The sequence below is a fragment of the Halomonas sp. LC1 genome (genome assembly GCF_030247125.1).
Lineage (GTDB): Bacteria > Pseudomonadota > Gammaproteobacteria > Pseudomonadales > Halomonadaceae > Vreelandella.
On record NZ_JASSPG010000008.1, the window covers coordinates 1 to 20,727 of the forward strand.

25 protein-coding genes are annotated in these 20,727 nt (G+C 56.0%); 11 read left to right on the forward strand and 14 right to left on the reverse strand.

The features are described 5' to 3' along the window. Positions 1-136: 136 nt before the first annotated feature. The 4 genes from QIT27_RS13390 to flgA all read right to left on the reverse strand — a co-directional run bounded on the left by QIT27_RS13390 (position 137) and on the right by flgA (position 2,536). On the reverse strand, positions 137-877 hold the full coding sequence (locus QIT27_RS13390; RefSeq protein ID WP_285264132.1) for an SDR family NAD(P)-dependent oxidoreductase: 741 nt from the start codon (positions 875-877) through the stop codon (positions 137-139). A 71-nt stretch (positions 878-948) separates the two neighbouring features. Next, the gene (locus tag QIT27_RS13395; RefSeq protein ID WP_285264133.1) at positions 949-1,398 is read right to left on the reverse strand and encodes a flagella synthesis protein FlgN; all 450 of its coding nucleotides are present in this window, start codon (positions 1,396-1,398) and stop codon (positions 949-951) included. A gap of 10 nt (positions 1,399-1,408) precedes the next feature. Continuing rightward, complete coding sequence (gene flgM, locus QIT27_RS13400) at positions 1,409-1,675, reverse strand: flagellar biosynthesis anti-sigma factor FlgM (protein WP_159340579.1); 267 nt, start codon at positions 1,673-1,675, stop codon at positions 1,409-1,411. 84 nt (positions 1,676-1,759) lie between these two features. Then, positions 1,760-2,536, reverse strand: a complete 777-nt coding sequence (gene flgA, locus QIT27_RS13405) for a flagellar basal body P-ring formation chaperone FlgA (protein WP_285264134.1) — start codon at positions 2,534-2,536, stop codon at positions 1,760-1,762. Between the two features lie 134 nt (positions 2,537-2,670). On the opposite strand from flgA, the gene flgB reads away from it, so the two are divergent. From flgB to flgL, 11 genes are all read left to right on the forward strand, one after another. Beyond that, positions 2,671-3,099, forward strand: a complete 429-nt coding sequence (gene flgB / locus QIT27_RS13410) for a flagellar basal body rod protein FlgB (protein ID WP_159340580.1) — start codon at positions 2,671-2,673, stop codon at positions 3,097-3,099. 25 nt (positions 3,100-3,124) lie between these two features. Continuing rightward, positions 3,125-3,535, forward strand: a complete 411-nt coding sequence (flgC, locus tag QIT27_RS13415) for a flagellar basal body rod protein FlgC (protein WP_159340581.1) — start codon at positions 3,125-3,127, stop codon at positions 3,533-3,535. A 2-nt stretch (positions 3,536-3,537) separates the two neighbouring features. Then, on the forward strand, positions 3,538-4,230 hold the full coding sequence (locus QIT27_RS13420; RefSeq protein ID WP_159340582.1) for a flagellar hook assembly protein FlgD: 693 nt from the start codon (positions 3,538-3,540) through the stop codon (positions 4,228-4,230). Between the two features lie 36 nt (positions 4,231-4,266). After that, positions 4,267-5,484, forward strand: a complete 1,218-nt coding sequence (gene flgE / locus QIT27_RS13425) for a flagellar hook protein FlgE (RefSeq protein ID WP_159340583.1) — start codon at positions 4,267-4,269, stop codon at positions 5,482-5,484. Positions 5,485-5,515: 31 nt separating this feature from the next. Then, positions 5,516-6,274 (forward strand): flagellar basal-body rod protein FlgF, encoded by a 759-nt coding sequence (gene flgF, locus QIT27_RS13430; protein ID WP_159340584.1) that lies wholly within the window; start codon positions 5,516-5,518, stop codon positions 6,272-6,274. Between the two features lie 30 nt (positions 6,275-6,304). After that, entirely contained in the window at positions 6,305-7,087 is a 783-nt protein-coding gene (gene flgG / locus QIT27_RS13435) for a flagellar basal-body rod protein FlgG (RefSeq protein ID WP_159340585.1), read from the forward strand. 37 nt (positions 7,088-7,124) lie between these two features. Next, positions 7,125-7,814 (forward strand): flagellar basal body L-ring protein FlgH, encoded by a 690-nt coding sequence (locus tag QIT27_RS13440; protein WP_253019254.1) that lies wholly within the window; start codon positions 7,125-7,127, stop codon positions 7,812-7,814. A gap of 114 nt (positions 7,815-7,928) precedes the next feature. After that, a complete protein-coding gene (locus tag QIT27_RS13445; protein ID WP_253019288.1) occupies positions 7,929-8,984 on the forward strand; it encodes a flagellar basal body P-ring protein FlgI in 1,056 nt (351 codons plus the stop codon). Then, positions 8,984-10,006 carry a flagellar assembly peptidoglycan hydrolase FlgJ gene (flgJ, locus tag QIT27_RS13450; RefSeq protein ID WP_285264136.1) on the forward strand — a complete coding sequence of 341 codons (1,023 nt, stop codon included), beginning with the start codon at positions 8,984-8,986 and terminating at the stop codon, positions 10,004-10,006. The genes QIT27_RS13445 and flgJ overlap by 1 nt, the downstream gene beginning before the upstream one ends. A 62-nt stretch (positions 10,007-10,068) precedes the next feature. Continuing rightward, complete coding sequence (gene flgK, locus QIT27_RS13455) at positions 10,069-11,727, forward strand: flagellar hook-associated protein FlgK (RefSeq protein WP_285264137.1); 1,659 nt, start codon at positions 10,069-10,071, stop codon at positions 11,725-11,727. A gap of 14 nt (positions 11,728-11,741) precedes the next feature. Beyond that, complete coding sequence (gene flgL / locus QIT27_RS13460) at positions 11,742-12,986, forward strand: flagellar hook-associated protein FlgL (RefSeq protein WP_253019257.1); 1,245 nt, start codon at positions 11,742-11,744, stop codon at positions 12,984-12,986. Positions 12,987-13,039: 53 nt separating this feature from the next. Here flgL and fliR read toward each other — a convergent pair whose 3' ends face one another. From fliR to fliI, 10 genes are all read right to left on the reverse strand, one after another. After that, on the reverse strand, positions 13,040-13,831 hold the full coding sequence (fliR, locus tag QIT27_RS13465; protein ID WP_159340591.1) for a flagellar biosynthetic protein FliR: 792 nt from the start codon (positions 13,829-13,831) through the stop codon (positions 13,040-13,042). A gap of 3 nt (positions 13,832-13,834) precedes the next feature. Then, the gene (gene fliQ / locus QIT27_RS13470) at positions 13,835-14,104 is read right to left on the reverse strand and encodes a flagellar biosynthesis protein FliQ (RefSeq protein ID WP_044629584.1); all 270 of its coding nucleotides are present in this window, start codon (positions 14,102-14,104) and stop codon (positions 13,835-13,837) included. Positions 14,105-14,135: 31 nt separating this feature from the next. Next, complete coding sequence (fliP, locus tag QIT27_RS13475) at positions 14,136-14,837, reverse strand: flagellar type III secretion system pore protein FliP (RefSeq protein ID WP_371825157.1); 702 nt, start codon at positions 14,835-14,837, stop codon at positions 14,136-14,138. Positions 14,838-14,911: 74 nt separating this feature from the next. Next, positions 14,912-15,346, reverse strand: a complete 435-nt coding sequence (fliO, locus tag QIT27_RS13480; protein WP_285264138.1) for a flagellar biosynthetic protein FliO — start codon at positions 15,344-15,346, stop codon at positions 14,912-14,914. Further along, complete coding sequence (gene fliN, locus QIT27_RS13485) at positions 15,343-15,861, reverse strand: flagellar motor switch protein FliN (RefSeq protein ID WP_159340594.1); 519 nt, start codon at positions 15,859-15,861, stop codon at positions 15,343-15,345. The genes fliO and fliN overlap by 4 nt, the downstream gene beginning before the upstream one ends. After that, positions 15,858-16,913, reverse strand: coding sequence for a flagellar motor switch protein FliM (fliM, locus tag QIT27_RS13490; protein WP_159340595.1), 1,056 nt, complete (start codon positions 16,911-16,913; stop codon positions 15,858-15,860). The genes fliN and fliM overlap by 4 nt, the downstream gene beginning before the upstream one ends. 21 nt (positions 16,914-16,934) lie before the next feature. Further along, on the reverse strand, positions 16,935-17,411 hold the full coding sequence (gene fliL / locus QIT27_RS13495; protein ID WP_159340596.1) for a flagellar basal body-associated protein FliL: 477 nt from the start codon (positions 17,409-17,411) through the stop codon (positions 16,935-16,937). A gap of 159 nt (positions 17,412-17,570) precedes the next feature. Further along, positions 17,571-18,860 carry a flagellar hook-length control protein FliK gene (locus QIT27_RS13500; RefSeq protein WP_285264139.1) on the reverse strand — a complete coding sequence of 430 codons (1,290 nt, stop codon included), beginning with the start codon at positions 18,858-18,860 and terminating at the stop codon, positions 17,571-17,573. Between the two features lie 22 nt (positions 18,861-18,882). Further along, the gene (gene fliJ / locus QIT27_RS13505) at positions 18,883-19,335 is read right to left on the reverse strand and encodes a flagellar export protein FliJ (RefSeq protein WP_159340598.1); all 453 of its coding nucleotides are present in this window, start codon (positions 19,333-19,335) and stop codon (positions 18,883-18,885) included. Then, complete coding sequence (fliI, locus tag QIT27_RS13510; protein ID WP_159340599.1) at positions 19,336-20,724, reverse strand: flagellar protein export ATPase FliI; 1,389 nt, start codon at positions 20,722-20,724, stop codon at positions 19,336-19,338. It abuts the gene before it with no gap. Between the last annotated feature and the right edge of the window lie 3 nt (positions 20,725-20,727).

Genomic DNA, 20,727 nt, shown 5'->3' on the forward strand with positions numbered 1-20,727 from the left:
CTATACCGCAAAGAACCCAGCCAAACGGCTGGGTTTTTTGTTGCGCGCTCGAAAGCGCGCCATGACCAGCCCCGGGCACCCTGTGCTCGGGGCTTTTTGGTGTGTGGGTGGCGTCAGACGTTGATGAAAGACGTCGTTACCACTCGATCGACTCGCCTGCCCAGTCCCAGAAACTGCCAGTCTCTTCCGGCGACCGTTTGGCCATCACGTCGATCAGCTGTTTCGCCACGAAGTCAGCGGTAAACAGCTTACCGCTTGGAATCCGGGCTTGGAACGGCTTCGAGAGAGACGTATCTGTCGTGCCTGGGTGCAGGCAGAGAACGATCGACTGCTTATTCAACCGTGTTAGCTCGATTGAGGCGGTCTTCATCAACATATTGTGCGCGGCTTTGCTGGCACGGTAGCTATACCAACCGCCATACCCATTGTCAGTGATGGAGCCGACACGGGCTGAGAGGCTAGCGATGATCGTGGGGTGCTTCCCTTGCAGCGAGGGCTTGAGGGCGGCAATTAGCAGCGCAGGCGTTGCCGCATTGATGTGCATGACGTGGGCGAATGCCTCGTCATCCAGTTGCTCTAGGCGCTTTTCAGGCTGTATACCTCGGGAATCATCATGGAGTAGGCCCACCGCATTGAAGAGTAAGTGAACCGGTTGGCCGTCTAAGGCGCTACATAGCGCCTCTCGGCCTGATGGAGTAGTGATGTCTGCAGCCAGCGCATCGAGTTTGGGGTGATGTGCAGCTATCGCTGAGCGGCTAACTGCGATGACACGCCCCGTTTGAGGAGATGATAAAAGGCATTGCAGCATTGCATGACCAATGCCGCCATTGGCGCCTGTAATGACTGCGTTAAAGCCTTCGGGGAGATGAGGAAACATGACACGCTCCAATAATGAACACTCTTGTTCTCATTGAAGCGCTTTGTATAGATTTTGTCTAGGATAGCCGTTCAAGCCGATGCATTGATACGACCTGGCTGGGCGCTGTTACGACCATTTGGCTTATACAGTGTTTTTTCGGCAATTTGTCGAATGTAGTCGAGCATCTCTTGGTTATGCTTCATGCGTAACGACAGCATTTGGCCGGTCAATGCATTCATTCGTGAGACGCGTTCACTCTTTTCGAGCAGGCTTTCCCATGTCGGTAGGCACGCTGCGTCAGTAGCGGCTTGGTTGGCTCCCAGGGCACCTTCCGGATAGCCAAGCTTGGCTTGGACGCCACGGCGCAACACTTCCATGCGCTCCAACTCGTCCAGTAGTGCCTGCTTTTTAGCAGCGATCTGCGTTAATACGTCACCGTCGATACTGCCTTTGGTCAGCTGCTCCTGCTCATTGGAAAGTAGCGCAATGAGATCTTCAAGGCGCTGCAACTGGCTGGAAAGAAGGCGTGAAAGGCTCATAGGATAAACGTTACAGGTCGTTCAAATTGGCGATAAGGCCATCTGCGATACGATCAGCACGCACTTCGAGTCGACCTTCACGGATGGCATCACGAATCTCTTGGACCTTAGCCATGTCGATGTCTTGGCTGTCATCGATACTAGATGGGCTAAGCTGAGTCGTTTCACGGGTCGAATTACCCGTTTCCGGTGGCTTAGTGCCACCAATTTTTTGAGCATCATCACGCTGCTGCGCGGGGGTGTTGCGAAGCAGCGGATTGAGATTATCGATTTTCACGTTGTTGGCCTCATCGTCAACGTTGGGGCGCCGCGCGCTATATTACTTTTATCGGCTTTCTATAGAGAAACTTTAGATGATCGACTAAAAATCCACCATTAAAGTCCCTTGGCCAATCACTCGCGCGTTCATGATTTCACGAGGACCAAAACGTACACGGATGGTTTCACCTTGGGCACCATCCGCAAGTGCCTCCCCCTCCCGGGACACGCGAAAGCCGGTACCTTCCGCTATGACCGTGACACGCTGGCCACGTTCCACGAGGCTAGGGGCTTGTAAAAAATGTGCTTGGAAGGTGCTGCCGCTGCGGATAGGCCGCTGCGCGACCTTGCCCACGACCTCATCTTCACTCGTGAGTGCTTGAGAGGAGAGATCGCTCAAGTTGCCTTCACGCTGAGTTAGCATGGCTGCTGTAATCAAGGCTCCGCGCTCGATATCTTGGCTCGCTACGATATAACGACCAATCACGTCCACCTGCGCCTGCAGATAGCGGGTCTGGCGGCCTGCTTCACCGCAGCGAACGCCCACAGATACACGACCAATAGGAGCCTGATCCGCATTGGGTAAAAATGGGGTGGGCTGCAAACAGGCGGGTAGGTGCGGTGACGGCGGTGCGATATCGATGACCACTTCCTCGCCCAGCGCTTGAGCTTCTTGGTACAAGAACTGCTGCACGGCATCGACCAGTGCTTGGTCTGTCGTTTGTGCCCAGGCGGGCTGAGGCGCGCCGACATACAAAAGTAATAAGAAACCATTAAAAATTGCTGAGCAGCGTGCAGCAAAATGCAGCAAGTGGCGCATGGGAAAGTCGCTCAGGTTAGAGGAACAGACGGCTAGCATCAGCCCGGGAGTGTAATGCAAAAGTACCTCCCGCATCATGGGAAATGCTGGTGTAAACGGTAGCTGTTCCATGCTTTAAGGTGAAAGCCGCACGCCTATCATTCATCATCAACAATTTCCGATTTATTTTTGCCTCTCAGCGAGCGAGGGTCGGCATGATTGATCAGCTTGAATCTGCCTTTAACTTCCATCAGCAGGCACTGGGGTTGCGGCAGCAACGGCACCAAGTGCTAGCCGCTAACATTGCCAATGCCGACACGCCTAACTATAAGGCGCGGGACATCGACTTTGCCAGCGAGCTGAAGAAAGCCGTGGACGGCAGCCAGGCACAGCAGCAGAACGGTGGCTTGGCATTGGCGCGTACCTCCGATCGCCATTTGGCGGGTGAGGGGCCTGCCTGGCAAGGCGCAGGAAGTGCAGATTTGCTGTATCGAATTCCTGACCAGCCAAGTCTCGATGGCAACACCGTCGACATGGATCGCGAGCGAACACAGTTTGCCGACAATGCGGTGCGCTATCAGGCTGCGCTCACCATCATGAACCGTCGTATTCAAGGCCTGAAAAATGCGATGCAGCCTGAATAACCTAGTGATAGGAGAAGAATAAGCGATGTCGATGTTTTCAGCGTTTGATATTGCCGGTTCGGCCATGAGCGCCCAAGCCCAGCGGATGAACGTCACGGCGAGCAATATGGCGAATGCCGATAGTGTGGCAGGGCCCGATGGAGAAACCTACCGCGCCAAACAGGTCATGTTCGAAGCTCAGGCCCAGAATAACCGTTATGGGGTGGGGGGCGTACGGGTCACGGAAGTACTGGAAGACGACTCTCCGCTACGGATGGAGTACATGCCGAACCACCCCGCAGCGGACGAAGAAGGCTACGTTGCCAAGCCCAACGTCGAGCCGGTGCACGAGATGGTCAATATGATTTCTGCGTCACGCTCTTATCAAGCCAACGTGGAAGTTTTCAACACAACCAAGCAAATGATGGTTCAAACGCTATCGCTCGGTGAGGGCTAACGATGAATATTGACACGAGTGTCGTTAATAGCATTAACAGCAATGGTTCTACTTCTGGCCTCTCCACGCGTCAGTCTGCCGAACTGCGCGATAGCTTCATGACGCTACTGATCACACAGTTGCAGAACCAAGACCCGCTCAACCCGATGGAAAATGCGGAGATGACGTCTCAGCTCGCGCAAATCAATACGGTGAGCGGCATCGAAGAGCTGAACGATACCTTGAACGGCATTACCCAGCAGATGGATGCGGCGCAAACGCTGCAGGCGGCTGGGTTAATCGATAAAGCCGTACTGGTGCCAGGCAATAACGTGATGGTCAGCGTCGATCCTGACAATGGTTCGTACGCTACTCCGTTTGGCATTGAGCTCGATTCCCCTGCTGAGCAGGTAGAAGTCACGGTGACCAGTCAGTCCGGTGAAGTGGTTTATACCAATCAACTGGGCAGTGTAGCGGCGGGGGTAGAGTCATTTAGCTGGGGTGGCACGACCAACGGGGGCGATGCCGTTCCTGAGGGCGCTTATCGAGTTAATTTCAAAGCTACGAATGCCGAGGGTGAACTGCTGGAGTCGCGCGCATTGAATTATGCCTTGGTACAAGGCGTTTCGCCTGGAGCAGGTGGCAGTGACGTACGTCTTGACCTCGGTGCGATATATGGCCAAGTGACACTCGACCAAATCAAGCAAATTCTTTGATTACTCGCTAATCGATACTTTCTTCAGGGGAACATCATGAGTTTTACACAGGCACTTAGTGGCTTAAACGCTCAGCAGGAAAAACTCGGCGTCGTTGGCAACAACATTGCCAACTCTCAGACCGTTGGTTTCAAAAGCTCCAACGTGCAGTTTGCCGATGTCTTCGCAAACTCGCGCGTGGGCTTGGGGGTTCGGACCTCCGCCGTGTTGCAGAACTTCAGTCAGGGCAACATCGAGTCCACCAGCCGTAACATGGATCTGGCAATTGCCGGTGAAGGCTTCTTCCGTTACCAACAGCCTAATGGTGAAATTGGCTATTCGCGCAATGGTCAGCTGACCATGACGTCGGATGGTCGGCTCGTGAATGCCCAAGGGGCTCAGATCATGGGCTACCCCGCCGATGCCGAGGGCAACGTGCAAGAGGGCGGTAACGTGGTGCCCATGGAAATTCCACCTGGCGATTTGCCTGCAAACGCCACGACTGGGCTGGATATCTCGTTAAACCTGAACTCTGGCCAGCCAGTGATTGCTGCCGCGTTCGACGCGGATAATGCGAACACTTATAACTACTCTACCAACGCGACGGTCTTCGACTCCCAGGGTAACGCGCGTAACCTTTCCGTCTACTTTACTAAAACTGCCGCTAACGAGTGGGAAGTTAATGGGCGTTTGTCAGGTGGCCCCGCGGATGGCGGCACCTATGATGTGGCCCTGGGTAACCTGACGTTTACCCAAAACGGCACGTTACAGGCAGACAATTCCACCAATGCTTTGTTCAACAACAACGAATTTGGTGCCGGTAACCCGCTGGCAGCCCTGGATATCGAGCTGAGCTTTGAAGGGTCTACCCAGTTTGCCAGCGAATCCACGGTCAATGACACCGTACAGGACGGCTATACGTCAGGTGCGCTCGTTGGTATCACCATCGAGGAAGATGGCACCATCATGCGCAACTACTCGAACGAAGAGTCGCGCGCTGCTGGCCAGGTGACATTGGTGACTTTCCGTAATCCAGAAGGTCTGCGCCCTGAGGGTGAAAACTTGTGGGCAGCCACTGGAACCTCTGGTCAAGAGCTGCTGGGTGCGCCGGGCGCTGGCTTGCGCGGTTTAATCCAGCCAAGTGCGATTGAAACATCCAACGTGGATATGGCCCGTGAGCTGGTCGATATGATCGTGGCTCAGCGTGCCTACCAGGCAAACTCACAGACCATCAGTACTCAGGACGAGCTCCTGCAAACCATCATTAATATTTAATGAGTGGGCCAACGGGTAAGGAGTAAACGTCTTGGATCGCATGCTATACACCGCCATGAGCGGCGCAAAACACACGATGGACCAACAGTCGGTAGTGAGCAACAACCTATCGAACGTGTCGACCGCTGGGTTCCGCGCTCAGCTTCAGGCCGTGCGCTCGGTGCCCGTGCAGGGCGATGGCGCACTACCCACCCGGGTCTCGGCAGTAGCCACGACGCCGGGAACCGATTTCTCACAAGGCCCTATCGAGCGTACTGGACGTACGTTGGACGTGGCCATGCAGGGAAATGCTTGGATGGCGGTGTTAGCAGACGACGGGACCGAGACGTATACCCGCCGAGGCGACTTGCAGCTCGACAGCGATGGGGTGCTGTTGAGCGTAGGTCGGCCTGTCATGGGAGATGCCGGTCCCATTGCGGTGCCGCAGGGCGCGCAAATTTCATTTGGGGCCGACGGTACGATCAGTGCCATTCCTCAGGGGGAAGGGCCTGAAGCAATCGTGGACGTTGGCCGTATCAAACTCGTCACGCCGGATGAGCAGGGATTAGAACGCGGCGACGACGGACTTTTTAGAGCGCCACCCGGTGAGGATGGTGCGCCTGGCGTGCTGCAAGCGGATGAGGATGCTCGTTTGGTCAGTGGTGCGCTGGAAGGCAGTAACGTGAGTGCCGTCGATGCCATGGTATCGATGATCGACGTGGCGCGCCGTTACGACATGCAAATGAAAATGCTCAGCTCGGCGGACGAGAATGCCCAGCGAGCCAACAGTATTCTCGCTATTCAGGGCTAATCGCAGCCACTCAGCCAAGGGAACCTACGTATGATCAAGTCTTTGTGGACTGCCAAAACCGGACTAGAGTCTCAGCAAACCAAGCTGGATGTCATTTCCAACAACCTCGCGAACGTCAGTACCAATGGCTTCAAGCGTTCGCGGCCTGTTTTCGAAGACCTGCTTTATCAAAACATGCGCCAGCCGGGCGCGCAGAATAACATTCAGGACCGTCTGCCTTCCGGTATGCAGATCGGTACCGGGGTGCGTGCCGTGGCTACGGAGCGCTTGCACACGCAAGGCGGCTTGGAAGAAACGGGCAACTCCCGCGATCTCGCGATCAATGGTGAAGGCTTTTTCCAAGTGCTTTTGCCAGACGGCACGATTGGTTATACCCGTGACGGCAGTTTCCAGCTGAACGAAAATGGCCAGATGGTCACGGCGAACGGCTATCCGCTCGAGCCAGCGATCTTCGTGCCGGCCAATGCGCTATCGGTGTCGATCGGTGAAGATGGCACGGTGAGCGTGCGTCAGCCGGGAATCGCTCAAGATGCCGATATTGGCCAAATTAACGTGGCTTCCTTTATCAATCCAGCGGGTTTGGAAAGCATCGGTGGCAACCTTTACCTGGAAACCGGTGCCTCGGGTGCGCCGAACCAAAACGCGCCGGGTAATAACGGTGCCGGGCGACTGTTCCAAGGGTACGTCGAGACCTCGAACGTCAATGTCGTCGAGGAAATGGTCAACATGATCCAAACGCAGCGAGCTTACGAGATCAACAGTAAAGCTGTCTCGACCAGTGACGAAATGCTAGCGCGCTTAAGCCAGCTCTAATGCCACTGTTCGTCAGAGCTTCTTAACGGATCGCGCTATGTTGAAATCAAACCTTATGTTACGCCGCGTCGTGCTGGCTAGCTTAGCGCTGCTGGTGCTGCTGGCCGCAGGGTGCGCGCAGATACCCCGCGCGTCCGTCGTGGGCGAGCAAGAGCAGATCACCATTGTCGATCGGCCACCGCCGGTGCCTAACGGTTCCATCTATCAGGCGCGCCGGGGCTATCAGCCGCTATTCGAAGATCGTCGCCCCCGTACCATAGGCGATATTCTCACCATCGTGCTCGATGAAGAGGTAAGCGCGAGTAAGAATGCCCAATCCAACGCCAACCGCTCTGGCAGTGCGAGTCTGGACTTAGCCCAGCTTCCGGATGTGCTGGATACGTTGGCCGAGTACGGTTTCGATATCGAGGGCGCCAGCGATTTTGCGGGCGGCGGCGGCTCTCAGGCGAACAATACGTTTACCGGTACGATCACCGTCTCCGTATTAGAAGTGATGAATAACGGCAACCTGCGGGTACGCGGCGAGAAACAGATCGCGATCAACCAGGGCACCGAATTCATTCGCTTCTCGGGCGTCGTGAATCCTCGTACGATCACCGCGCAAAATACCGTGCCGTCGACTCAAGTGGCCGATGCACGGATCGAGTACGTGGGCGATGGCTATATCAACGAAGCGCAGCATATGGGGTGGCTGCAGCGCTTTTTCCTGAATGTGTCGCCGTTCTAGGCGTGTTAACGAGCTCGACAACAGAGACCTGGTGAAATGGCTATGCAGTGGAAAGCGTATCAACGTCTAACAGCCACCGTGCGTGTCGCAGCGTTCGTGGCACTCTGTTTGGTGATGTTGCCGGCCCACGCTGAGCGCGTGCGTGAGCTGGCAAGCTTTGCAGGCGTTCGTGATAACCAATTAGTCGGTTACGGTTTGGTCGTGGGTCTCGACGGAAGCGGCGACCAAACGACCCAAGCGCCCTTCACCAGTCAGAGTTTGACCAACATGCTGTCGCAGTTGGGTGTGACGGTGCCGCCGGGTACCAACCTGCAGCTGCGTAACGTGGCCGCCGTCATGGTCACAGCAGATCTGCCCCCCTTTTCTCGTCCAGGCCAACGTTTGGACATCGTCGTGTCCTCCATTGCCAACGCGAGCAGTTTGCGCGGTGGCACGCTGCTCATGACGCCCCTCAAAGGTGCCGATGGTGATACGTATGCGATTGCCCAGGGCAATATGCTGGTAGGCGGTGCGGGGGCACAAGCGGGCGGCAGCAGTGTGCAGATCAACCAGCAGGCATCGGGCCGTATTCCCAACGGTGCCCTCGTCGAGCGAGAAGTGCCGTTGAACCTGGGAGGCAACGGGGGAGTATTGGAGTTGCAGCTCAACGATGCCGACTTTGGGACCGTGCAGCGTATGGTTTCCGCGATTAATAGCGAGTTTGGGCAATCCGTCGCCTATGCACGCAATGGCCGTGTTATCGCTTTGGACGGCCCTATGGATGCCAATGAGCGGGTCAACTTCATGGCGCGCGTCGAGAACGTCCAGGTGACACCGACCGAGGCGCCCGCCAAAGTCGTGCTGAATGCACGCACTGGCTCCGTCGTGATGAATAGTGCAGTGACGCTTCGTCGTGCTGCCGTCGCGCATGGCAACCTCTCCATCATGATCGATACCCAGTTTGGCGTCAGCCAGCCTAACCCCTTAGGGGAGGGCGAGACCGTGGTCGTGCCGGACGCGGATATCGATATCGAACAACAAGAAGCCTATCTACAAATCGTCGAAGGCGCGGATTTGGCAGACGTGGTGAACGCATTGAACGCGTTGGGGGCCACTCCTCAAGATTTGATGTCGATTTTGGAAGCGTTGAGAGCGTCAGGCTCTTTACGTGCTGAGCTGGAGATCATCTGATGAGCATGGGGGATATGACCAGCCAGTTTGCGCTGGATATGAACGGGTTCCAGCGGCTGCAGCACAATGCCCGCGTCGACCCTGAAGCCGGTGTGCAAGGTGCGGCACAGCAATTCGAAGCTTTGTTCATCCAAATGATGGTCAAAAGCATGCGTGATGCCACGCCGACCTCGGGACTGTTGGAGAGTCGCGATACTACGTTCTATCAATCCATGCTCGACCAGCAGTGGTCCCAAGTCATGGCTTCCCGTGGCATTGGTCTGGCCGATGCGCTAGTGGAGCAGTTGCAGCGTCAAGGCGCGGTTGGACAAGCCAGCAACCCGGACCAAGAGCTTCAGGCACTGATTGCAGGCATCCCCCGTGGGACGCCGCGCGTGTTAGACAATCCGCTACAGCCTAACAACGCCCAGGCGCCTGCCAGTACGGGCAGCGGCCGTTTTTATGACGAGCTGGACGCTATTCGCCAACCGGAAGAGGTGAGCAGCGCCCCCGCCGCGTTAGCAGACGCCCCGCGTCCGGCGGCGTCTTCACATGAGCATGTCGAACGGTTCGTGCAAACGCTGGCCACGCCTGCGCAGGCGGCCAGCGCCGCTACCGGTGTGCCTGCCGAGCTTATTTTGGCGCAGGCAGCCCTGGAGACAGGCTGGGGGCGGCATGAAATAGCCACCCAGCAAGGCCGCAACAGCTACAACGTATTTGGCATTAAAGCGGGTAGCCAGTGGCAAGGCAAAACCACCGATATCGTGACCCACGAGTACGTGGACGGTCGCCGTACGCAAGTCGTCGATACTTTCCGTGTGTACGACTCTTTCGAGCACGCCTTTACCGATTATGCCAACTTGATTGGCAACAACCCTCGCTATGCGGGTGTTTTGCAAGCGGCCAATGCCGAGCAGGCGGCACGTGAGCTGCAGCGTGGCGGTTATGCGACCGATCCGCGTTACGCCGATAAGCTGGTATCGGTGATGAATACCATGGGCCCATTAAATGCCGCAGGAAGCCTTCTAGCGGATTCTCGCTAGCGACACCTCAAGTTTGTCTGCGTATTGCCGATAAGTAAAAAATCGGCCTAAGGAATTGAACCATGAGCATGTTTTCGATCGGCTTAAGCGGCCTCAACGCGGCGCAGAATGCCCTCAATACCACGAGTAACAACATCAGTAACGTCTATACGCCTAGCTACAACCGCGAGCTGACCCAGCTTGGTGAAGGGCGTGTGGGTGGGGGTGTCCGAGTCGATGATATCGAGCGCCAGTTCAATACCTATGTGGCCGATCAGCTCAATAACGCCAAGACCCAGTCCAGCGCGTTAGATACGTACTACAACCAAGTCTCGCAGATCGATAACCTGCTAGCCGACCGGGATGCGGGTCTTTCCCCGCTCATGCAGACGTTCTTTTCTTCGCTGGAAGATCTGGCAAGCTCCCCCTCTGATCCTGCGGCACGCCAGGGAGTGCTTGGGACGGCGAACACGCTGAGTGCGCAGTTCCGCTCGTTCGATGGCTACTTGCAGGACATGCAGAGCAACATCAACAACCAGATCAAAGATGAGATTACTCAGGTCAACAATACGGTGGAGCAAATTGCCGGTCTCAATAAAGAGATTGCATTGGCTCGCGCACGTACGGGCGAAGCGCCCAACAGCTTGTTGAACCAGCGCGACTTTCTTGTCTCCGAGCTCAACGAGCGCATGGATTTACGGCTGAACGTGCAGGATGGCAAGACGTACAACATTAGCTTGCCTAACGGTCAGCCGCTCGTCACGGGGACCAGCTCGTTCAAATTAGAACCCGTGCAGGCCGACTACGATCCTCAGCGGACGATCGTGGGATATCGCGATGGAGGCGGTAACCTGATTCAGTTGGACGAGTCCACGGTCAAAGGGGGCGCGCTGGGGGGATTGATGACATTCCGCTCAGAAACTCTCGATAAAACGCAGAACCAGGTTGGTCAGCTTGCCGTTTCGCTGTCCGTCGCATTTAACGAACAGCACAAGAAAGGCGTCGATTTGGACGGCGAGCAGGGCGGCGACTTCTTCAATGTGCGCGCACCACAAGCCTACAGTTACGAAGACAACAGCCCTGTAACGATCGACGCCATCGAATTTGATGCTGATGCTATCGATCAGCTACGTGCAACGGATTACACCGTCAGTTTTGCAGGTGGCGCACCTACCGTGACTCGTAACGATAGTGGTGCAGACGTCGATATCGGTACAGGCTGGGACGCTGCCAATAATACGCTATCGTTTGGCGGCCTCTCTATGACGTTTAGCAATACGCCGGCCGACGGGGATCAGTTTGAGGTACAACCCGTTCGTCGAGCCGCTAACGGTATGGAAGTGAATCTTATTGATGCTGATAAAATTGCCGCGGGCTTACCTATTAACCCTAATGACGATCCTGCAGATTGGATTGCCGCAGGCGCGGGTGATAATAGCAATGCATTATTGCTCCAAGATTTGCAAGGTCAGGATATTGTTGGCGGCAGCGCGTCCGTAAGCGGTGCCTATGGCGCGCTTGTCAGTGACGTGGGTAATCGCACCAACATTACCCAGGTCAATCTGGATGCACGCCAGGGCCTGACGGATCAACTACGCGCCGTACAGCAGTCGGAGTCTGGGGTGAACCTTGACGAAGAGGCGGCCAACTTGATTCGTTACCAACAGTTCTATCAAGCCAATGCCCGTGTGATCGATACCGCCGGTACGATCATGGACACCATTTTGAATCTGCGTAATTAATAGGAGCTTAGGCGATGCGTGTCAGTACGGTCACGATGTATGAACAGAGTACGGCTTCTATCAATCGTCAGCAAAATGACTTTTTGAAAGTGGGGCAACAAGTTGCCAGTGGGCGGCGTGTCGTCAATCCGTCGGATGACCCACAAGCGGCATCCCGTGCGGTAGGTGTCGACCAGTCGAAAGCCATCACACAGCAGTACGAAGACTCTCGTGTATCTGCGCGTAACTCATTGGCACAAACGGAAAGCATTCTCAACAGTATTAGCGATGCGGTGACTAGCGCCAAGACGCTGCTGATTCAAGCGTCCAGCGATACGTTGAGTGATGTTGACCGTGAATCCATTGCCAGTGAGTTGAAGGGTGTTTACGAGACGATGATCGGTCAGGCAAATGCCACCGATGGTAACGGCCGCTATATCTTTGGTGGTTACAAAGACGACGCTCCGCCCTTCGTTAAGTCTGCCGCTGGCAACGTCCAATACAACGGTGATACGAACGCGCGCGCTCAGCGCGTCGATGCGTCTCGCCTAATGCCCGTGACGGAAAATGGGGCGACGATTTTCCAAGGAGTGCCAAGCGGCGCAGGCTATATAGCCAAAGCCGAGTCAGCCAACCAGGGCAGCGTGACGTTCAGTGGTCCACAAGTGACCAATGTCAACGATCCAGATTATGGTGAAAGCTTCCGCGTTCTTTTCGACGAAGATGGAGGTGGTAACCCGACTTACACTGTCGAGCAGTTCGATGGGGCTGCTTGGCAGCCAGTCGCCGGTCTTGAGGATCAAGCTTACGACGAGTCAGCAGGCGAGCAAGTGAGTTTTGGAGGGGTGAGCCTGACTCTGAAAGGGGCGCCTGAAGTTGGCGATGAAATCCTAGTCGCTCAGCCTGGCAGTGATCAGCTTTCGGCCGATCTGTTTCAAACGATGGAAGCGGCTATCCGTGTACTAGAAACGCCAGCAGAAAATGGCACGCAGAAAGCAGCCCTGCGGAATACGCTGAACACGTCCATGCGTGAGTTGGATAACTCGTTGGACAACGTATTGACGGTCCGTGCCTCCGCCGGTGCCCGGCTCAACGAGCTAGACGTCATCGATGCAGTTGGCAGTAACCGCATGCTCAACTACGAACAAACGCTTTCGGACTTGGTTGATCTCGATTATGCCGATGCTATTTCCGAGTACAGCTTGCGCCAAGTAGGCCTTCAGGCGGCTCAGAAAGCGTTCGTAGACATCAAAGGCATGTCGCTGTTCGACTTCATGTAGTCTTCCAGCGTGTAACGTCTTATGGAAAGCCTCGGCCATCATGCCGGGGCTTTTTAGTTCAAGGGCGCCATCGTTTCGATAAGACTTTGGGTGAAGCTGATGCCTTGGCTAAACAGCTGTTGCAGAAAGCTGCCAATATCACTCATCAATACCATTAGCAGGACGATGCCAACGGTCAACGACGTAGGAAAGCCGATATTGAAAACGGTCAGCTGCGGCGCTGAGCGGTTCAAGATACCTAGCGATAAGCTAATAATCAGCAGCGAAGCCACCAACGGAAGGGCGAGCAGCATGCCGGAGGCAAAAATTGTCCCTGCATACCTTGCCAGCAGCTCGAAGGCATTCGGATTTAAACTGCCAACCCCGATGGGGAGCGTTTGAAAGCTCATCACCAGCGTCTCTAGTACCATCAAATGCCCATTAAACGCGAGAAACATCAGCAGCGTGATCATGTAGAGAATACGTGATAGCACCATGATGTTCGTGCCGCTCGACATGTCGAAAAAGCTCGCAAAGGCCAGACCCATCTGTAAACCGATAAACTCACCGGCGGCCTGCACGACAGCAAATACGACATGCATGACCAGCCCAATCGCGATGCCGATCAGCATTTGTTCGATGATGATGCCAAGGCCTGCCCACGACATGAGCGGTACGGCGGGCATGGGAGGCAGCACCGGCGCAATGACGATGGCAATGACAGCCGCTAACGACACCTTTGCTGGTGTGGGAATGCTGGAGTGTCCCCAGAGCGGGGTGGCCGTCATAAACGCCGTAATGCGTACGAAAGGCCAAAAGAAGGCAACCAGCCATCCTTGTAACTGTGCAAAGGTGACCTCGACCACTGCTTACATCACCATTGCAGGGATATTGGTGAACAGGCGCGTTGTGAAATCGGTAATCAAGCCAATGAGCCAGGGGCCCGCCAGCACTAAAACGGCAAAAACAGCCAGAATCTTGGGAATGAACGTGAGCGTCATCTCGTTAATTTGAGTGGCCGCCTGAAACAAGCTGATAATGAGGCCCGTAAAAAGGGCGGCGAGTAGCATGGGGCCTGCCAGGAACAGCGTTACGCGCATGCCTTGATAAGCGACGCTCATCACCATTTCGGGTGTCATGGATAGATGCTCCTTGCCGCGCCCCGCGACGTTAAATCATGTAAAAACTTTCTGCTAGCGAGCCAATGATGAGCTGCCAGCCATCGACCAACACGAAGAGCATGAGTTTGAAAGGCAGTGAGATGGTGACAGGAGGCACCATCATCATCCCCAGCGCCATCAGCGTACTAGCCACCACCAAATCGATAATCAAAAAAGGAATGAAAATGGTAAAGCCAATTTGAAACGCCGTTTTGAGTTCGCTGGTGACAAAGGCGGGGAGCAATACGCGCATCGGTAGCTCCTCTGGACCTTGCAGAGGGCCGATATCGGCGAGGCGAACGAACAAAGCAATATCAGGTTCCCGTGTTTGAGCCAGCATGAACTCACGAAATGGGAGTTGAGCACGCAGTAGAAACTCTTCGAAGTTGATCACCTCATCCGTTAGAGGCACCCAGGCGGTGTCGTACACCTGATTCAACACGGGAGACATGATAAAAAACGTCAGAAACAGTGCAATACCCAGCAGCACCTGATTGGGCGGCGTTGCCTGTGTGCCCATGGCGGTACGCAGTAGGCTAAGCACGATGATAATGCGCGTAAAGCTAGTCATCATCAACAGCATCGCTGGCAAGAAGGCCAGAGAGCTTAAAAAAAGCAGCGTTTGTAACGAGAGTGACCACTGCTGCCCGCCATCTTCGGTGGGCTGTGAGACGAGGCCGGGTAACTGCTGTGCTGCGGCGGGGAAGGCCATCAGACCGCCCGCAAGCAGTAGCGCAAATAGCCACCAGCGACGCGAAAAGAGCCGAGCAACATACGAAACGTGTGTCATGGTGAGTGCTGAGAGTCTGAAGGGGAGCGGTCGCTTTTGTCACGGTTCTTGGCCAGCGCATTGGCCAAGCGCTGAGCGAAACGAGACGGCGGAGTTTCGGGTATGTGGGGGCGGTTTGCCGGTGCCGGCCGCTCATGCAACTTGCTGATGCGACCGCTGCTCACGCCCAGTACCAGCCACGTGTCTTCCACTTCGACCACGACGACGCGTTCGCGGTTACCCACTGCGGTGGTTCCGACGATCCGCAATCGCGCGCCCTGGTCGAAACGATGCTGTTGCCAGCGCTTGAGCAGCGAGGTGCAGAGCAGAATGATCGCAATCACCAGCGCAAGCGCAGCGGCGGTTTTGCCCAGTGCCGCCATACCAATGAGAGCGTCGCCGCCGCTTAGTGCATCCACCGAGGATTGGGCGCTGGAGGTTGCCACGCTCATCGGTTGAGTTTATGAATCCGCTCGGAGGGCGTAATGATTTCCGTAATGCGGATACCGTATTTGTCTTCGATGACGACCACTTCGCCCTGGGCAATCAGATAACCATTGATCAGGATATCCATAGGCTCCCCGGCCAGGCCTTCTAGCTCGATGACGGAACCCTGTGCCAGCTCTAGCAGCTGTTTGATCGTAAGCTTCGTACGACCCAGCTCCACCGTCAGCTTGACCGGAATATCCATGATCATTTCGAGATCACGAGAAGGGGCGCTACCCTGCTCACCGCTCAGCGGGCGGAATACTTCGTCGCTGGCGGATTTAGCCTGGGGGGGCTCGGGTTCCGGCTCATCCTCTGCATCGGATTGCTCGGCTGCCTCCTGTTCCGCCATGGCGGCTGCCCAGGGGTCCTCGTCTTCGCTGGCGGCATCCGCGTCAGAGGACGGCTCTTCTTGCTCAGACATGGCTTCCGCCCAATCGTCATCAGAGACTTTTTGATCGGGTTTGTTAGGGTCAGTCATGCTTTGGATTCCTTGGCTTTCTGTCGCGTTGAACCTTTAATAAAGTCCTTGGACGATACGTTATTCATAGCAGCATGGTCGATCATACGTAGCACCCGTAACGCGCGCTGCTGACGCTGACTACCGTACTCGCACTCCATGACGGGGACCCCATCAACGCGTGCAGTAATCGTGCTGGGAATATCCACCGGCAAGACATCCCCCTTTTTCAGTCCCATTACCTGAGCGATACGGCTGGGAATTTGTGCAAATTCCGCGACCAGCTCCACCTCCGACTGGCGTAGCTCGCTGGCCATACGGCGTGACCAAGAACCGTCGCTATCGTGGTTGCTGTCGTTGATCGGGTTGACCAGCAAGTCGCGCAGCGGCTCGATCATGGCGTAGGGCATGCAGACTTGGAAGCTGCTCGAGAGATTGCCAACTTCGATGTTGAACTTGGTATTCACCACGATTTCGTTGGGTGAATTGGTAATGTTGGCAAACTTCGACTGTACCTCGGAGCGTAAAAAGTGGACATCGATCGGATAGACCACTTTCCAAGCTTCTTGATACGCATCGATGGCAAGATTCAATAAACGCTGAATAATGCGCTGTTCGGTATTCGTAAATTCGCGCCCATCCGACTTGGTAACGAAGCGTCCGTCGCCCCCAAACAGGTTGTCTACCACCATGAAGACCAGGTTTGGTGGGAAAACGACAAGACCCGAGCCACGCAGCGGTTTCATCGACACGATGTTGAGGTTGGTCGGCACCGGTACGTTGCGTGAAAAGTCACTGAAGCTTTGGTAGCGCACTGACTCGACAGTAATGTCAGAGCTACGGCGAATCAGGTTGAACAGCCCGTTGCGGAAGTAACGAGCAAAGCGTTCGTTGATAAAGTCGAGCGCGTGCAGGCGCTCGCGAATGACCCGGTGTTGTGTCGACGGGTCATAGGGGCGAATCCGCGACTCATCCTGGGTTGGAGACGACGTTGCCGACGGCTCGTCATCTCCGCTGACGCCTTTGAGTAAGGCATCGATCTCTTCCTGGGACAGTAGATCGTCCTGCGACATGAACGGCTCCCGTTCCCTAGGCTATTGCACAATAAATTCGGTAAACAGCACTTCCCGAAGATCCAAGGGAGGCTGGTTTTCCGTTAGCGGAACGCTCAATCGGCGAATGATCTCTTGGGCGAGCGTCTCTTTACCTTCGGTCGAAGTCAGCTGTTCTGCCTGCTTGCCGGATAAAAGAATCAGGAGACGGCTACGCACTTGCGGCATGTGCTCTTCGATGAGCGCCTTGCTCTCCTCGTTACCAACACGCAGGGTAATGCCTGTATAGAGAAGGCGTGACCCGTAGCGGTCATCCGCTAAGTTGACGGTAAAGGGCTCGATCTGGGTAAACACCGGAGGGGTGTGCTCCACCGTTTGCTGCTGAGCGTCACCCTCGGCGCTGTTATCGCGCTGGTCGAGTACGAGATAGATCGCTGCTGCTGCTCCTGCAGAGGAGAGCAAGACAAGAACGATCATTACCCAAAGCAGTTTTTTTGATCCGCCGCTTGATTCTGCCATTGTTGTTCCCATGATGTTCACGCATGACGCTAGCCAAGCATTATGCCTAACGCGAGTGATGGTGAAGAAACGAACAGGCTTCCTTGGGGAGCCTATCTTTTGGTTTAGCTAGTTAATCCGATCATTACTACGTACGTCATGACCAAGGCATACGTTGCCTTACGCATACAGGTCGACTCGCCCATCCAGCGTCACGGGCGTGCTTTCCGACGTAGGCGCTCCGATGTCGCCCTCTACGCTGCTGCCATCACCCGAGGCACCGCCACCGCTTTGTTGGGCGAAAGCTTGCTCGTTGGAGGCATTTTGCTCACCTACAGAGGTCTCTCCTAGCGAAATTCCCTGTTCTGCCAGCGCTTCGCGAAGCTGTGGAATCGCTTGCTCTACGACTTGGCGCACCTGCGCATGAGCCGACAGGAAATGCGCTTGAGCGCCATGTTCGGTCATCTTCAGTGAAATGGAGAGCGGTCCTAGCTCGGCTGGGTGCAGCTTCATTTGAATGTGTTGCTCACCGCCTCGTTGGGCAAATTGCACGAGCTGCTGGCCAAGCTGTGATGGCCACGCAGGATGCGACACTGGCGTCCCAATGGATGAGGGCAGGGACGTGCTCGATGACGCGGCGATAGGTGTCGAAGCTGGGGTGGCACCGTTGCCGGTGCCCGGTAAGTTCAAGGCTAGCTCGCCTGCACTGCTAAACCGCGCAGTTCCCTCGCTTGCACCACTGCTGACCGCCAGAGCGCTCGCGATGGCCTCGCTACTGATCCCTGGGTAAGGCGGGGGTGTTGGCAGCGTCGGTGCCGTTAACGTGCCAGGGGTGGCTGGCTTGCCCTCCGTGGGGGAATGGGCGGTCGTGTGACTGAGTAGCGCGGCAATTTGCTGATTGAGTATGTCAACACGCTGGCGAGACCCCGTCGTGTCCGTGTTGGCAGTGAGCTGTTGATAGGCGGTCACCAGGGCGGCAGCGTCCTGGTGGCTGATCGCTAACTGCTCTGCAATGTCGGCAATCGACAAGGTGTCTGTCGTAGATGCGCTCGATTGAGCTGGCGAATCGCTAAACGCTGCGACCAACGAGAGACGGCTGGCGATTTCATCCAGCGCTGACAGAGAAACATCGGTCGTGCCGTCGAGCACGCCTGGCAGCATCGCCAGCTGCTCTGCAGAGGGTTGCTCTGTGTTTTGCAGCTGCGCAAATAGCGCTGCCAAACCTTCTTGATCAAGCTCAATGCCCAGTGAGTCTAGCAGTGCCGCGAACTCTTTTAGATCGGTCGTTGCCTGCGAAGTAGGTGTCGAGCTGGCAGAAAGCGCTTGGGGCAGTCGCGGTTGTCCTTCGTTGGCCTGCAGCATGGCTTGACGAAAAAGGCCGTTCGAGACGCTTTGAGCCCCCGTCGTCTGCGACGTCGACGCGCCACTTCCCTGACTAGGATTCGCAGAAAGTAACAGTTGAATATTCATGAATAGGTTTCCTGACGCGACGCTAAAGGGGTTTATCAGACTGCTGACGAGCCAGACGGTTAGTCACCATGTCATCGCTCACTTTTTGCTCGTGGCGTGCTTGGCGGCGGTGCTCCTCTAATAACCGACGCGAGGCCAGTGTATCGTAAGAGGAGAGTTTGCGCTGCTCCTGCTGCCAGTGCTGTTGGCTTTGTTGCACGCGTTTTTGCTGCGCCGCCAACGCTTGCCGGGCACGGCTCAGGGCGGCGTCCAGCGACGCCAAGAACTGTTGATAGTTGTACATGGTAGCGGGGTCGATACCGTCACGCATGGCCTGCTGTAAACGCTCGGCATACTCGACGCGATAGCGGTTGAGCGAGTGTAACTGTGCTTCGGTTTGCTGCTGCGTTTGACGCTCTTGCGCCAGCAGTTTGCCGGCTTGATCGCGCGCATCGCGCGCGAGATCTGTCAGCATATCGAGCTGTTGATGACTCATTTAGCCTCCCACTACCGTGTGCAGGGCTTGGCGTGACTCTTCAAGCGTCGCACACTCCTCGATATTTTGTTGAAGGAATCGCTCCAAGTCAGGAAAGCGATTGACGGCTTCGTCTAGCCGAGGGTCATGTCCTGGGCTATAGGCACCTACGCTAATCAGATCGCGGTTGCGCTGATAGCGTGAAAAAATCTGTTTGAACGTGCGCGCCTCTTGCTGCTGCGCTGGCGTCACGATGGCGGTCATCGCACGGCTGATAGAGGCTTCTATATCGATGGCAGGGTAGTGACCGGCCTCGGCTAGCGTGCGAGACAGCACGATATGGCCATCCAGGATCGCCCTGGCCGAGTCGGCGATGGGATCCTGCTGGTCATCCCCCTCGGTGAGCACGGTATAGAACGCCGTAATCGAACCGCCACCTCGCTCTGCATTGCCGGCTCTCTCTACCAAACCAGGCAATTTGGCGAAGACGGACGGCGGATAGCCTTTCGTGGCGGGCGGTTCGCCAATGGCGAGGGCGATCTCCCGCTGTGCCATCGCATAGCGTGTCAGGGAGTCCATGATCAGCAGCACGTTGCGACCGGCATCGCGAAACCCTTCGGCGATGCGCGTTGCATAGGCAGCCCCTTGTAAGCGCTGTAGCGGCGACGTGTCAGCAGGGGCGGCGACAACCACTGCTCGTCTACGCCCCTCTGGCCCCAAAATATTGTCAATAAAGTCCTGTACTTCGCGACCACGCTCGCCAATCAAGCCCACCACGATCACATCGGCTTGGGTATAGCGCGCCATCATGCCCAGCAGAACCGATTTACCCACGCCGGAACCTGCGAATAGCCCCATGCGCTGGCCACGACCCACGCTGAGCAGTGCATTGATGGCGCGAATGCCAACATCGATTTGTGATTCGATGGGCGCACGTGACAGCGGATTGAGCGGCCGAGATTGGAGCGTCGTGCGGGGAGCTTCCTCCACGCCTTCACGATCATCGAGCGGATTGCCATTACCATCCAAGACTCGCCCGAGTAGCTCGTCACCGATCGGGAAGCGGCGCGCACTGTGACCATTGCCATCGACCAGGGGAGTGACGCGTGCGCCCGGCATCAAGCCGGAAATTTCTTCGAGGGGCATCAGGTAGAGCTTATCGCCCGAGAAGCCGACGACTTCGGCTTCGGCATGCTTATCGCTGTCGTTCAAGCGGCCATCTGCGCCCGGAAGTTCGATCTGGCAGGCGCTGCCAACGGCGACGCGTAAACCGACCACTTCGATCACCATGCCCGTTGCACGCACCACACGACCGCTAGAGCGGTAATACGGCAGCCGACCAACGCGCTGAGTCGTGCGCTGAAGGGCTTTTTGCCATCGTTGTTGATGGGGGCAACGGAGGTGGTTCATCGC